Annotated in this window: 14 protein-coding genes and 2 tRNA genes; 8 read left to right on the forward strand and 8 right to left on the reverse strand. The window is 65.3% G+C overall.

The genetic code is table 11. The features are described 5' to 3' along the window. The first annotated feature begins 271 nt into the window (after positions 1-271). Positions 272-1000 (forward strand): ABC transporter ATP-binding protein, encoded by a 729-nt coding sequence (locus HF989_RS09675; protein WP_168686062.1) that lies wholly within the window; start codon positions 272-274, stop codon positions 998-1000. Then, entirely contained in the window at positions 1000-3534 is a 2535-nt protein-coding gene (locus HF989_RS09680; RefSeq protein WP_168686064.1) for an ABC transporter permease, read from the forward strand. Before HF989_RS09675 ends, HF989_RS09680 begins: the two co-directional genes overlap by 1 nt. A gap of 4 nt (positions 3535-3538) precedes the next feature. On the opposite strand, the gene HF989_RS09685 is transcribed toward HF989_RS09680, so the two are convergent. Genes HF989_RS09685 through HF989_RS09705 form a run of 5 tightly spaced genes read right to left on the reverse strand, consistent with a single transcriptional unit; the run spans position 3539 to position 6398 of the window. Then, positions 3539-3904, reverse strand: a complete 366-nt coding sequence (locus HF989_RS09685) for a CrcB family protein (protein WP_168686066.1) — start codon at positions 3902-3904, stop codon at positions 3539-3541. Continuing rightward, complete coding sequence (locus HF989_RS09690) at positions 3897-4247, reverse strand: CrcB family protein (protein WP_343033595.1); 351 nt, start codon at positions 4245-4247, stop codon at positions 3897-3899. Before HF989_RS09690 ends, HF989_RS09685 begins: the two co-directional genes overlap by 8 nt. A gap of 19 nt (positions 4248-4266) precedes the next feature. Continuing rightward, positions 4267-4635, reverse strand: a complete 369-nt coding sequence (locus tag HF989_RS09695) for a fluoride efflux transporter FluC (RefSeq protein WP_168686068.1) — start codon at positions 4633-4635, stop codon at positions 4267-4269. After that, positions 4628-4969 carry a CrcB family protein gene (locus HF989_RS09700; RefSeq protein WP_343033596.1) on the reverse strand — a complete coding sequence of 114 codons (342 nt, stop codon included), beginning with the start codon at positions 4967-4969 and terminating at the stop codon, positions 4628-4630. The genes HF989_RS09695 and HF989_RS09700 overlap by 8 nt, the downstream gene beginning before the upstream one ends. Positions 4970-4979: 10 nt before the next feature. Then, entirely contained in the window at positions 4980-6398 is a 1419-nt protein-coding gene (locus tag HF989_RS09705) for an alanine/glycine:cation symporter family protein (protein WP_168686070.1), read from the reverse strand. Between the two features lie 121 nt (positions 6399-6519). Between HF989_RS09705 and pgm the strand changes: the two genes are divergently transcribed. From pgm to HF989_RS09730, 5 genes are all read left to right on the forward strand, one after another. Beyond that, positions 6520-8145, forward strand: a complete 1626-nt coding sequence (pgm, locus tag HF989_RS09710) for a phosphoglucomutase (alpha-D-glucose-1,6-bisphosphate-dependent) (RefSeq protein ID WP_168686071.1) — start codon at positions 6520-6522, stop codon at positions 8143-8145. An 18-nt stretch (positions 8146-8163) separates the two neighbouring features. Beyond that, positions 8164-8646, forward strand: a complete 483-nt coding sequence (locus HF989_RS09715; protein WP_343033597.1) for a MauE/DoxX family redox-associated membrane protein — start codon at positions 8164-8166, stop codon at positions 8644-8646. 58 nt (positions 8647-8704) lie between these two features. Then, entirely contained in the window at positions 8705-9496 is a 792-nt protein-coding gene (locus tag HF989_RS09720) for a thioredoxin domain-containing protein (RefSeq protein WP_168686073.1), read from the forward strand. A gap of 120 nt (positions 9497-9616) precedes the next feature. Continuing rightward, a tRNA-Ala gene (locus HF989_RS09725) sits at positions 9617-9689 on the forward strand. 20 nt (positions 9690-9709) lie between these two features. Beyond that, positions 9710-9782: transfer RNA gene (locus HF989_RS09730), tRNA-Ala, on the forward strand. A 104-nt stretch (positions 9783-9886) separates the two neighbouring features. Here the strand turns inward: HF989_RS09730 and HF989_RS09735 are convergent. Further along, positions 9887-10966 (reverse strand): GNAT family N-acetyltransferase, encoded by a 1080-nt coding sequence (locus HF989_RS09735; RefSeq protein WP_168686075.1) that lies wholly within the window; start codon positions 10964-10966, stop codon positions 9887-9889. A 59-nt stretch (positions 10967-11025) separates the two neighbouring features. Here HF989_RS09735 and HF989_RS09740 point away from each other — a divergent pair, with 59 nt between their 5' ends. Further along, positions 11026-11622 (forward strand): TetR/AcrR family transcriptional regulator, encoded by a 597-nt coding sequence (locus tag HF989_RS09740; protein WP_343033598.1) that lies wholly within the window; start codon positions 11026-11028, stop codon positions 11620-11622. Here the strand turns inward: HF989_RS09740 and HF989_RS10950 are convergent. Beyond that, complete coding sequence (locus HF989_RS10950; RefSeq protein ID WP_354074720.1) at positions 11603-11929, reverse strand: helix-turn-helix domain-containing protein; 327 nt, start codon at positions 11927-11929, stop codon at positions 11603-11605. The genes HF989_RS09740 and HF989_RS10950 overlap by 20 nt on opposite strands. Before the next feature lie 97 nt (positions 11930-12026). After that, positions 12027-12170, reverse strand: coding sequence for a hypothetical protein (locus HF989_RS09750; protein WP_168686079.1), 144 nt, complete (start codon positions 12168-12170; stop codon positions 12027-12029). Between the last annotated feature and the right edge of the window lie 113 nt (positions 12171-12283).

Here is a 12283-nt window from a genome sequence, read left to right on the forward strand (position 1 = left end):
TTACCGCCGACGCGTAAAACTTGATATGTTGTGGCACCCGCCACCACACCAGATGCCCCGTGGGGTTGGTGTGGTGGCGGGTGCTTTCGCGTGTGTGCGGGGTGCGGGTCGTAAGTGTTGACACCGCACGATGCTGACCTGGGGTGATGCGGGCGGGATTGCCCGTGCACGTCAACCCTTACACACGGCGCTGCGCGTTCTGTGGGCGCACGGGGTTTGCGCGTATAGTCCGGTGGGGATATAAAGCGCGCTTCTTGGAGGGTGTGTACGGATGGTCGAAGCAGCAGCCCGGGCGGTTGGTCTGGTGAAGACGTACGGTAGAGGCTATACGGAGGTGCGCGCGCTGGACGGCGTGGACGTCGAATTTGCTCGTCATGAGTTCACTGCAATCATGGGACCGTCTGGGTCGGGGAAGTCGACGCTGATGCACGTGATGGCGGGTTTAGACGCGGCGTCTGGGGGCTCCGCCTACATCGGCGAGACCGATCTGTCACAGCTGAGCGACAAGGAGCTGACGGCGCTTCGCCGAGACCGATTGGGGTTTATTTTCCAGTCGTTCAACCTCGTGCCCACGCTGACCGCGGCTGAGAACATCTCGCTGCCCAGCAACATCGCGGGAGGGAAGGTCGATCCTGAATGGTTCGAGGAGGTAACCCGGCGCCTTGGACTCGCGGAGCGGCTCAGCCATCGCCCCGCGGAGCTCTCGGGTGGGCAGCAGCAGCGTGTGGCGTGTGCCCGCGCTCTCGTGTCTCGGCCGGAGTTGATCTTCGGTGATGAGCCGACGGGCAATCTGGACTCGAATGCCTCGCGCGAAGTCTTGGAGATTCTCCGCACGGCGGTTGACCAAGACGGGCAGACGGTGGTGATTGTTACCCATGACGCCCGGGCAGCCTCGTATGCGGACCGGGTGATTTTCCTGCGCGACGGCAACATTGTCGACGAGATGCGGGACCCGGATATGGACTCCATCCTGCGCGTCATGGCGGGCATGGAGGGCTGATGGTAAGCACGCTGGGCAAGGTGTCCCTACGCAATGTCGCTGCCCACAAGCTGCGGCTCGCGCTGACCCTCGTGGCCGTTATGCTCGGAACGGCGTTTCTGTCGGGTGCGCTGATGTTTACCAGCATGTTGTCGTCGACGTTTGACTCAGCGGTGGGTACAGCGCTTGACGACGTGGATGCTGTGGTGCGCCCCGGTGAGGGCGATAGCGGTATTGCATTGTCTACGTTCGAGGCGATCAGGGCGGACGAGGGGGTATCGCGGGTCAACGTGTTCGCGGATGAACCTGTGGTCGTCGCAAGGCAGGATGAGGTTGCGATTCAAACGCAGCTCGGCACCTCGCGCCTTCTGCCGTACTACGGTGGCGATGATGCGGTAGGCGATGCGCCCTTGCTTGTCAGCGGCTCGGCTCCGACGTCCCTTCGCGACGTCGCGCTTAACGACAATGGTGCGAGATACTACGGCCTCGACATCGGTGAACCGCTCATTGTGGTGGACGAGGATGGGCGCCACGAGTTCACGGTGGCGGGGCTGTACCAGGACCCGCTGGCACAGGAGACGTCGCTGGTGCTGCGCGTCGGCGAGAACGCGTACCGCGAGGCGTTCACGGACGGCGAGTCGGTGCCGGCGCTCACGGTGGATGGGGGACCGGAGGTCGTCGATAGGCTGAAAGCCCAGTTCCCCGACTTAGATGTGCGTTCGGGTACCGAGGTTGCCGAGGAGCTATCGAAGCAGATTCGTGATGCCCTGAGCTTTGTCAGCTACTTTCTGATCGCGTTTGGCCTGGTCGGTCTGCTGGTGGGGACGTTCCTGATCGCCAACACGTTCTCCATGATCGTGGCTCAGCGCACCCGCGAGTTTGCGCTGCTGCGGGCGTTGGGCGCGTCGCGGGGGCAGATTACCCGGTCGGTGGCGCTGGAATCAGCCCTCGTTGGGGTTGCCGGCTCGGCGCTTGGCGTGGCCGGGGGCGTGGGGCTGGTGGCGCTGATCCGGGCAGCCATGGGTGCGTACGGGATGTCGCTGCCAGATTCGGGGACGTTGCTCACAACGCGCGCGGTGGTCGTGCCACTGGCGGTAGGGACGCTGGTGACGGTGCTCTCCGCGCTTGCGCCTGCACAGCGCGCGGGGCAGGTCAAGCCGGTAGAGGCTATGCGCTCGAGCGAAGCCGCCACGCCGCAACCGCTGCGGTGGCGCACGATTGCCGGGCTCATCCTAGTAGCCGTTGGCGTCGCGGCTGCCGGGTACGCGATGTCCTGGTCTGACGGCTCAACGGGCCGGCGTGCGGCGCTGGTCGGTGCGGCGGCTCTGGCCGCGATCACGGGTCTGTTCTTGGCAGGGCCGGCGCTGAGCCTGCCCGTGGTGCCGCCCCTCGGCCGGGCCATCGGTGCGCCGTTCGGTGCAGTGGGCAAGCTGGCATCCACCAACACGCGGCGCAATCCCAGGCGCACGGCAACGACAGCGTTCGCGCTCATGCTCGGTATCGCGCTGGTCACCGTGATCGGCATGCTCGGTGCCTCGATGAAACGTTCCGTGGACGATGTGGCCACCACAGAAGTGAGCGCGGATTTCGTGCTCTCCGGGCCACAAAACGCGGCGTTTTCGCTACCGGCGGATCTACCAGAGCGTCTCAGTGACGTCGACGGCGCTGGCGAGACTGTCAGCTACACGCAGGTGCCTGTCACGGTGGATGGCGAATTCGGCTACCGTCTCGGGCCGGTGGGCGTGACCGACGTGCTGCGCGGCGATCCGGCGGACCTCATCGCCCTGGATGTCGTGGAGGGGAGCTCCAGCTTGGACGGCTTCACCGTGATCGCCCCGGCGGCAATCGCGCGCGAACGGGGATGGGAGGTCGGCGACACGTTGGCTGTGGCGGGGCCCACGGGTGAGGCGGTTGAGGCCACCCTCGGCGGGCTGTTCCAGGGTTCCAACATCCTGCAGTCGTTTGTCGTTTCGGATGAGGCGGCCGCGGCCACGGGTGCTCGGGGCTCGGGCCGTGTCCTCATGATCGGGGTGAACAACGACGGCACGGTCGACCAAGAGCAACTGCGGGCGAATCTGGAAGATGCGGTCCGCCACGATATCGTCGTCCAGGTCCGCTCCACCGAGGACATGACCGGGGAAGTCTCCGCCCTGATTGATCAAATGCTGTTTATCCTCTACGCGCTGCTCTCCTTGGCAGTGGTCATCGCCGTCCTTGGCATCGTGAACACGCTGACCCTGTCGGTGATTGAGCGGCGGCAGGAGATCGGCATGCTGCGCGCGGTTGGCACGCAGCGCCGGCAGATTCGCACGATGATCACGCTCGAGTCCGTGCAAATGACGGTGTACGGTGCGCTCTTGGGTGTGGTGCTGGGGCTGGGCCTGGGGTGGGCATTTCTCACGGTGCTTGAAGCGAAAGGTCTGACGACGATTGTCGTTCCGTGGCCCCTCATCGGCACCGTACTCGCGGGCTCCTTCCTCGTGGGCCTGATCGCCGCGGTGTGGCCGGCGGGCAGAGCAGCCAGAACCCCGCCGCTGGACGCCATCGCGGAGTAGGGGTCTACCCCGCGCCGACGGTGGCCCAGTACACCCCGATGCCGGTGGCGGCGACGGCGGCGAGCGCGGTGCCAAGGCCGTACTTCAGCGCCGCACCGAATCGGCCGGCCTTGACCATCTCGCCCAACTGGCTCGCCAGCATGGAAAGGGTGGATAACGCCCCGGCGTAGCCGACGCCGACCGCGGTGCGCCAGGCTGCTGGTGTTGCCACCGCGAAGCCGATGATGGCGGCGGCTGCGATATTGGCCGCGAAGGTGGATGCAAGAGGATTGTGGATCTCCCGCATGAGGATCCATCGTGTGTACCCTCCGAGCACGCCTCCGGCGAAGACCGCGGCCGCGCCCAGAACCACGTGCCAGAGGTTAAGCATGGTGGCGCTCCCGGACGGCGTCGCCGGCCAACCAGGCGAGGGTGGCGGTGCACAGGCTGAGTACAACGATGAATCCCGCCCACGCGGGGGAGCGGATGATCGCCGTCAGCGCGATAGCGGACAAGGTGCTGAACCCGCCAAGGAATCCGACTCCCCAAAATGGGCCGGGCCGGAACAACCCCATGGCGAAGCAGGCGGTCAGGTTGACCGCGAAGGTCACAACGAGGGCCAGCGCTTCCGGCGTGTCCGGGCTGACCCACACAAGCACTAGGTAGCGTGCGACAGCCCCAAGGCCCGCACCGAGCGCTACGGTAAGGCCGGTTTGGATCGAAGTGAACTGCACATCGATCGAGTGTAACGCCCTAGCCACCCAGGGCCTGCCGGCCCCACACCAGGCCGGTCCAGGCGCCGGCGACACCGAGCGCGGCCGTGCCCAGTGCGAGACGCAGCGCTGCCACGCGCCGGCCTTCCTTGGTCATATCGCCGACCTGCCGGGCGAAGGTGGACCATGTGGACAAGGCCCCGGAGAACCCGGCGCCGAGGGCGAGCTGCCAGACCGCCGGGGCGGCAGCGGCGACACCAGCGAGAACAGAGGCGGACACGTTCGCGACGACAATGGCGGCGCGCGCGTTGCTGATCAGCCGCGTGAGCGCGTACCGCGATATGCCGCCCAGCACGCCGCCCGCGAAGACAACGGCGAGTGTGAGCGCCAGCGCGAGCCAGCTAGCCATGTCGTCGCTCCCGGAGGGTGTCGCCGAGGAGGTAGGCGGCTATAGACGTCGCAAAGCTGAGCAGCATGATGGTCAGCGCAGCCGCCGCTCCGGATTGCGCCGCTGCTACCGAGACCGCGGAGAAGGTGGTGAAGCCGCCGAGGAACCCCGTACCCCACACTGGCCCGGGTTTGCACGCGCCCATGGCGAGGCAACCGGCGATGTTGACGGCGAAGGTCAACGCGAGCGCCGCCGTGGACCCGGGTGCGGCGGTAAGGAGTACCAGCTGCCTGGCGACGGCGCCCATGCCGGCGCCGAGACCGACCAGCAGCGCGGTTCGGACGCTATTTCCCACTGGTGGGAGTCTAGCGCCAGTCCATCTGCTGGCGCTCCACGTATTCCGCGACTTCCTCCGGAGTCTTCTTCAAGTGCGGGTCCCAGGCGAGGTATTCGCGGGTCTCGCGGACCACCAGCCCGGACAGGATGAGCAGGCCGATCAAGTTCGGGATGGCCATGAGGCCGTTGGACAGGTCGGAGAACGTCCACGCCAGCTCGAGCGACGCCACTGCGCCGATGAAGGATAAGGCGGTGAAGAACATCCGGTAGGGGATGGACGCCCAGTCGCCCAGCAGAGCGACGATCGCGCGCTCGCCGTAGTAGGACCAGCCCAGGATGGTGGAAAACGCGAAGAAGATCAGCGAGACCGAGACGATGAGGCTGCCCCACTCGCCGGGTAGTGCTTGCCTGAACGCGGAGGCGGTCATGATCGCGGCTTCATCGCGGCCCATGTCCCACGTGCCCGCGGTGACGATGACCAGGCCGGTGATGGTGACCACGATGATGGTGTCGATGAAGGTCTGGGTCATGGAAACCAGCGCCTGGCGGGCCGGGTGCTGGGTCTTCGCGGCGGCAGCGGCGATGGCGGCGGAGCCCATGCCGGATTCGTTGGAGAAAATGCCGCGGGCCACGCCGAACTGGATGGCCAGCATGATGCCGGAGCCCACGAAGCCGCCGGTGGCCGCGGTGCCCGTGAACGCGTCGTTGAAGATGGTGGCAATGGCCTCGGGCACCCGGTCCGCCATGAGCACCAGCGCCGTGATGCCGCCGCCGACGTAGATGACGATCATCAGGGGCACGAACGCCGCCGTGATCTTGCCGATGCCTTCGATGCCGCCGAGCACAGCCGCGCCCACGGCGAAGAAGATGATGACGCCTGCGACGTTGGGGCTGACGCCGAAGGCGTCGTTCATGCCAGCGGCGATGGAGTTGCCCTGAGCGAGGTTGCCGATGCCGAAAGATGCGAAGATGGTGAAGAGGGTGAACGCGGCGGCGAGGAGCTTGCCCAGGCGGCCGCCGACGCCGCGTTTGAGGTACTCGTGCGGGCCACCCTGTTGCTTGCCCTTCGTATCCGTCGTGCGGAACCGCACGCCCAGGTAGGCCTCGCTGTACTTGGATGCCATGCCCACGATGCCGGTGACCCAGATCCAGAACAGTGCGCCGGGCCCACCGATAGAGATGGCGGTGGCCACGCCGACGATGTTGCCGGTGCCGACGGTAGCCGCAAGGGCGGTGGTGAGTGCCTGGTAGTTGGAAATGTCGCCGGCGCCGTCCTCGGATTTGTCCACGAACGCGTGGCGGGTGGCGCGCCCGAGTGTGCGGAACTGGATGCCCCGCAGCCGGATGGTCAAGAACAAGCCGGTGCCCAACAAGAGGGGGATGAGCACGAACGGACCCCAGACGAAGGAGGAGACGGCACTGAGGACGTCGTTCAAGGTGTCGAGCATAGTCGGCAGTAAAACATACAGTTAAACGAATACTATTAAGGTGGCGAGAAATACATTCACGGGCGATGATGGTGTGCGTACCCGCTTCACCGCAATCACAACCCCAACGAGGAGCACGACCATGGCACACGAGCGTGCCGGGCAGCCTGCCCGCAGCGAGGACCTTATCGACATCGCCGAGGTGGTCACCGCCTACTACACCCGCGACATCGACCCGGACAACCCAGACCAGCAGGTTGTCTTCGGCACATCGGGCCACCGCGGCTCTTCGCTGGACAACGCCTTCAACGAGGCGCACATCCTCGCCACAACCCAAGCAATCGTGGACTACCGCCGCGGCCAGGGCATCGACGGGCCGGTTTACATCGGCCGCGACACGCACGCGTTGTCGGAGCCGGCGATGGTCTCCGCGCTGGAGGTGCTCATCGGCAACGGGGTGCCGGTGCGTGTCGACGCCTCCGGGCGCTACACCCCCACCCCGGCCGTCTCCCACGCGATCTTGACACACAAAGGGGATAAGGCCGACGGCATCGTGGTCACCCCCTCCCACAACCCGCCGCGTGACGGGGGATTCAAGTACAACCCGCCCACCGGCGGCCCTGCCCCGGCGGAGGCGACGGATTGGATCGCCGCCCGCGCGAACGAGTACATCGCTGGCGGGCTGAAGGGCGTGGAGCGCGCGTCGGTTACCGGCGTGCTGGACGAGCGGGCGGAGCGCTTCGACTTCCTGGATCACTACGTGTCCGACCTGAGCAGCGTGGTCGACATGGACGCGATCAAAGCGTCGGGCCTGCACATCGGCGCGGACCCCATGGGCGGCGCGAGCGTGGACTACTGGGGCGCAATCGGCGAGCGCTACGGGTTGAACCTGGAGGTGGTGAACCCGGATGTCGACGCGACCTGGCGGTTTATGACCCTCGACACCGACGGCAAGATCCGCATGGATTGCTCGAGCCCGGATTCCATGGCCTCGCTGGTGCAGAGCCGCGGGCGCTTCGACCTGGCTACCGGCAACGACGCGGACGCGGACCGCCACGGCATTGTCACCCCGGACGCGGGGTTGATGAACCCGAACCACTACCTGGCCGTGGCCATCGATTACCTGTTCAGCCACCGCGACGGCTGGGACGGGGGCACCGCCGTGGGCAAGACCCTGGTGTCCTCGTCCATGATCGACCGCGTTGTCGCCTCCCTCGGCCGCGAGCTGGTGGAGGTGCCCGTGGGGTTCAAATGGTTCGTGCCGGGGCTCATCGACGGCGCTATCGGGTTCGGCGGCGAAGAGTCCGCCGGCGCGTCGTTCCTGCGCAAGGACGGCACCGTGTGGTCCACCGACAAAGACGGCCTGATCATGGCCCTGCTGGCCGCGGAGATCACCGCGGTGACCGGCAAGTCGCCGTCGGCGCGCTACGCAGAGCTGGAGCAGCGATTCGGCGCACCGGCCTACGCGCGCATCGACGCACCTGCCGGGCGTGAAGAGAAGGCCAAGCTGAAATCCCTGTCCGCGGAGCAGGTCACGGCGGATACGCTGGCGGGCGAAGCGATCGTCGCAAAGCTGACGGAGGCTCCCGGCAACGGCGCGGCAATTGGCGGGCTGAAGGTGGTCACCGAGAACGCGTGGTTTGCGGCGCGGCCGTCCGGCACCGAGGACAAGTACAAGATCTACGCCGAATCCTTCAAGGGCGAGGACCACGTGAAGCAGGTGCAGCGGGAGGCCAAAGCGCTCGTCGCGGACGTGCTGGGGCAGTAGTGGGCTAGTGTTCCAGGGGTGAGCACTACAACGACCCCGGCGCCATCGCGCGACACAAAGACCCTGGTGCTGGACATTTTGTCCGCACTTGCCCGGTTCTACATGGCGTACGTGTGGATCGACGCGGGCATCTCCAAGATCGGCGTCCCGCTCGACGTGTCCAAGACCATCGAGGCCTACGAGATCTTCACACCCGACTGGTCCTACCTGCTGGCGCACATCATCGGCCCGCTGGAGCTGGCCGGCGGGTTGATGCTCCTGCTGGGCATTTTCCTGCGCTGGTCCGGCAAGGTTTCCATTATCGTGCTGACGCTGTTCATCATTGGGATGCTCTCCGCGTGGCAGCGTGGCCTTGTCATCGACTGCGGCTGCTTCGACCCCTCCGCCGCAGGGGAGGGGGAGACCAACCTGCTCGTCACCGTGGCGCGGGACGTGGCCTACATCGCCATCACCGCGTTTATGATGTGGCGCCCGTTTAAGAAGTTCGCCATCTACCCCTAAACTTGGCCGGGTAAGCAGTAGCCGCAACGCCTCCGGGCCCGCACAACAGGAGAAGACTGTGACCACACGCAAAGTGGAAAACCCGAACAAGAAGGGCAACGCCGCGTTCATCTGGGCCGTGCTCGCCGTGTTGGCTATCGCCCTTTTGGTCATCGGCCTGATCGTGTACAACGGCCGCGAAAACCGCAACGCCGCGATGCAGGAAGAGATGATCGACGCCACCGGCATTAACGTCGCCTGGAACGAGGACGAGGACATCATCCACCTAACCGGCAGCAACAAGGACGCCAAGACCGCCGAGCTGTTCGAGGACTTCTCCTGCTCCCACTGCGCCGACCTGCACGCCGTATCTGACGAGGCGATGCTGGACAAGCTCAAAGCCGGCGAGATCAACGTGGACCTGCGCCCGATGACCGCGCTGGACAACGGCCAGATCGGCCACTCCACCGAGGCGCTTGCCGCTGAGCTCGCGCTGTTCGCCCACGACGACTTGGACCAGGCGTTCACCCTGCGCGACTACCTGTTCACGAACCAGCAATCCGCGTACAACAAGTACGACAACGACGGCCTCGCAGACCTGGCGCGCGATTACGGCGCGTCCGACGACGCCGTCCAGGACATCCGCGACGGCAAGTACATCGACACCGCCAAGCGCATGGGCGACGCAAACCGTGCGTACCAGCAGGACAACTTCGGCGAGGCGTGGACGCCGCGCGTGCTGGTGGACGGCAAGGACATCGAGGACATCGTCGATATTGAGCAACTCCGGGAGATTGTGGGCGACCCCTCCCTGGATGAGGAGAAGGATTCCGCGCGCAACTTCTGGCCGGAGGTGCTGGCCAGCCTCTAAGCGCGTTCCTCAACTGCGTTTTCACCGCCTCACTCCGGGATCGGGGTGGGGCGGTTTCGCTTTCCCGCTGGGGATTTGGAGGCCCGCGGGCCCGGCTGTATATTCAGGTGAGTTATCCAAGGGGCTATGGCGCAGTTGGTAGCGCACCACACTGGCAGTGTGGGGGTCACGGGTTCGAATCCCGTTAGCTCCACTCCACAACTACATATTCATGGGGCTATGGCGCAGTTGGTAGCGCACCACACTGGCAGTGTGGGGGTCACGGGTTCGAATCCCGTTAGCTCCACGTAAGATGCGAAAATCGAAACTTGCCCCGCCTGATGGCGGGGCAGTTTTGTTTCTGCGGTGACGTGGGCCGGGCATCGATAGATTTGGGAGTCAGACTCCCGATCATTGGCGCATGTGCTCGGAGGCAAGTCGCGCGAAGATGAGGGTGTCGGTCCATTCGCCCTTGCTGAACCAGTCCTGGACGTGATGTGCTTCGAGCCGGAGCCCGACACGACGAGCCAGTGCTGCCGAGGCGCTGTTTCGGGCATCCATCTGCGCGGTGACGCGGTGGAGCCGGTAGTGGTCAAACCCGAGGGCGAGTACTGCTCGGACGGCTTCGCTGGCGAAACCTTGCCCACCGTGCGCCGGGTCGAGAACCCACCCGATCTCGCCTTGACGGTGCTCGTGATCGGTGAGCCACAACGCGACGTCTCCGATCGGGACGTCGTCATGCTCGATGACCAGCGCAAGCGCGCCAGTTTCGCCATCGATGTCAGTATTCGCTAGACGTTCGGTGAGCTTGTCGTGGGTGACTTCCGCGGTCCATGGCTCGTCCAGCAGGTAGCGGGCAACGTCGGGTCGCGAGTACAGCTCGTGAAGCCATTCGGCATCGTCGGCGTTATGCGGACGGAGTCGAAGCCGCTCCGTCGCCAACGGCCACTGGGCGGTGGGCTTGAGATCGCGCCGGTAATGGAATAGTTCCTCGCACTGTCCTGCGGGCGTGGTCCCGACGGCTCGCTCGACCTCACGGAACCCTGCGTTCGTCAAGCACCGCTGGGAGGCCTTGTTCTCCAGGAGCGTGCGTGCTTTCAAGGTTCGCAGTCCACTGTTGCGTGCGAAGCGCGATGCCAACTCCAGGCCCCGACGAGCGTGCCCTGCTCCCCGCGCATCCGGATGAATCCAGAACCCGACCTCGGCAGCCTCGGAGCTGACGTCGAAGAGCACCAAGGAGCCCACAAACCGGTCCGTCTCGGCATCGACAAGCGCGAGGACTGCCAGCGTGCCGGACGACAGACCCTCAGCAACCTCGTCACGGATCATCCGTCGCACGGACTCTGGGGTGTAGTCGGACTCGGGTAGGTGGCCGAAGCGTCGCACAGCTTCATCCTTGGTGCCGGCTGCATACGCGTCTGCGTCCAGCTCAGAGAGGGGGCGTAGGCGGGTGTTCTCAAAGGTGATCGGGAGGGTGGTGGCATCCAGCATGTGCTAAACCTAACATAGAATGGATAGCTAATTGAAGCGTGTTTGGTTAGGTTGGTGGGGTGAGCTACTGGGAACACCGCAAACCTGTGCGACGCCTCCGCGCAGTGGACATCGGGGAGGTTGCGAGGGCATCGGTGAGCCTGCTGGACGAAGGCGGGTTGAGGGCCCTCACCCTGCGATCTGTGGCGCAACAGGTGGGTGTCGCTCCAGCCAGCCTGTACTCCCGCGTCGAATCCGTCGACGATCTGTTTGACCTCGCCCTCGACACAGCGCTTGCAGACGATCCCGTGATGTCCGAGTCGATCCGCAACGCCGACCTGCCTGACCTGATGCACGCCTTCTTCGCGCACCTCACGACCCACCGGTGGGCCGGTCAGGTCATCGGTATGCGCGCTCCCAGGGGCCCGGCGTACCTGGCCCTTTCCGAGCGGATGTGCGTCCTGCTCGAACAAGCGGGTACCCCGGATCCGCTGGGAGCTGCCTACCGATTGTCCAACCTGGTGATTGGCGCCTCGCTGACCGCACCCATGGCGTCTGACGAGAAGCGCGTCGCCATTGACCCTGACCAAGCTCCTACCTATGCGCGGCTCCGCGCGACGCACCACATAAACCCACGCGAGATTCTCTCCGACGGCATCACGGCACTCCTGTCGTGAGGGGGCCTTTTGATTCGGGGCTGCCCTGCGTTGCTGATGGCCGCGGGCTGGTCTCCGTGAGAGTGCGCCCCTTCGCAATGCGCCGATAGTCTGACGGGCTGATCCCGACGATGCCGGTGAACTGCCCTGCGGCATGTCCACGGCTGCGCCACCCGACTTTTGCCATGGCAACACCGATTGGAAGATCAGTCTCGACCAGAAGGTGAGCCAGTCGAAGGGTCCGAATGTGAGCCAGGTACCGCATGGGCGGCATTCCGAATCGTAGTGTGAACGCTCTGCCCAGCTGTGACACCGAGTGGTGAACCAGTTCAGCAAGGTCACGGAGTTACCAATCCCGTTGAGGTGCTTCTGCGAGCAGCCACGCTGGCAGTTCTGGTGCGAGATCCCGCAAGCTGCCGACCGGGCTACAGAGACCACTCCAGCGGACCAGCCGCAGGCACCTCGCAGCGTGTGAACTCGGCCGACGGCCCCAGACGACTGGTCGCACGGTCGGCGGTAAGTTCTTCGACGTCGGCAGCGGAGGTGACCAGGCTTTTCAGGTCAACCACCGCATCCAACGGTGGGCCACGCCGGTAGAGGCCGTCTACGGGTAGCCATACTGCCTGGCAGTCGCGAGGGAAGTGAACCCGCCGCTATTGCGCGAGGACCGGGGTGTCCACGG

The organism is Corynebacterium mucifaciens (assembly GCF_012396315.1).
Classification (GTDB): Bacteria; Actinomycetota; Actinomycetes; order Mycobacteriales; family Mycobacteriaceae; genus Corynebacterium; species Corynebacterium mucifaciens.

Coding starts and splice junctions, on each gene's coding strand:
- HF989_RS09675 (WP_168686062.1), top strand. CDS start 272: ATGGTCGAAGCAGCAGCCCGGGCGGTTGGTCTGGTGAAGACGTACGGT.
- HF989_RS09680 (WP_168686064.1), top strand. CDS start 1,000: ATGGTAAGCACGCTGGGCAAGGTGTCCCTACGCAATGTCGCTGCCCAC.
- HF989_RS09685 (WP_168686066.1), bottom strand. CDS start 3,904: ATGCTTAACCTCTGGCACGTGGTTCTGGGCGCGGCCGCGGTCTTCGCC.
- HF989_RS09695 (WP_168686068.1), bottom strand. CDS start 4,635: ATGGCTAGCTGGCTCGCGCTGGCGCTCACACTCGCCGTTGTCTTCGCG.
- HF989_RS09705 (WP_168686070.1), bottom strand. CDS start 6,398: ATGCTCGACACCTTGAACGACGTCCTCAGTGCCGTCTCCTCCTTCGTC.
- pgm (WP_168686071.1), top strand. CDS start 6,520: ATGGCACACGAGCGTGCCGGGCAGCCTGCCCGCAGCGAGGACCTTATC.
- HF989_RS09735 (WP_168686075.1), bottom strand. CDS start 10,966: ATGCTGGATGCCACCACCCTCCCGATCACCTTTGAGAACACCCGCCTA.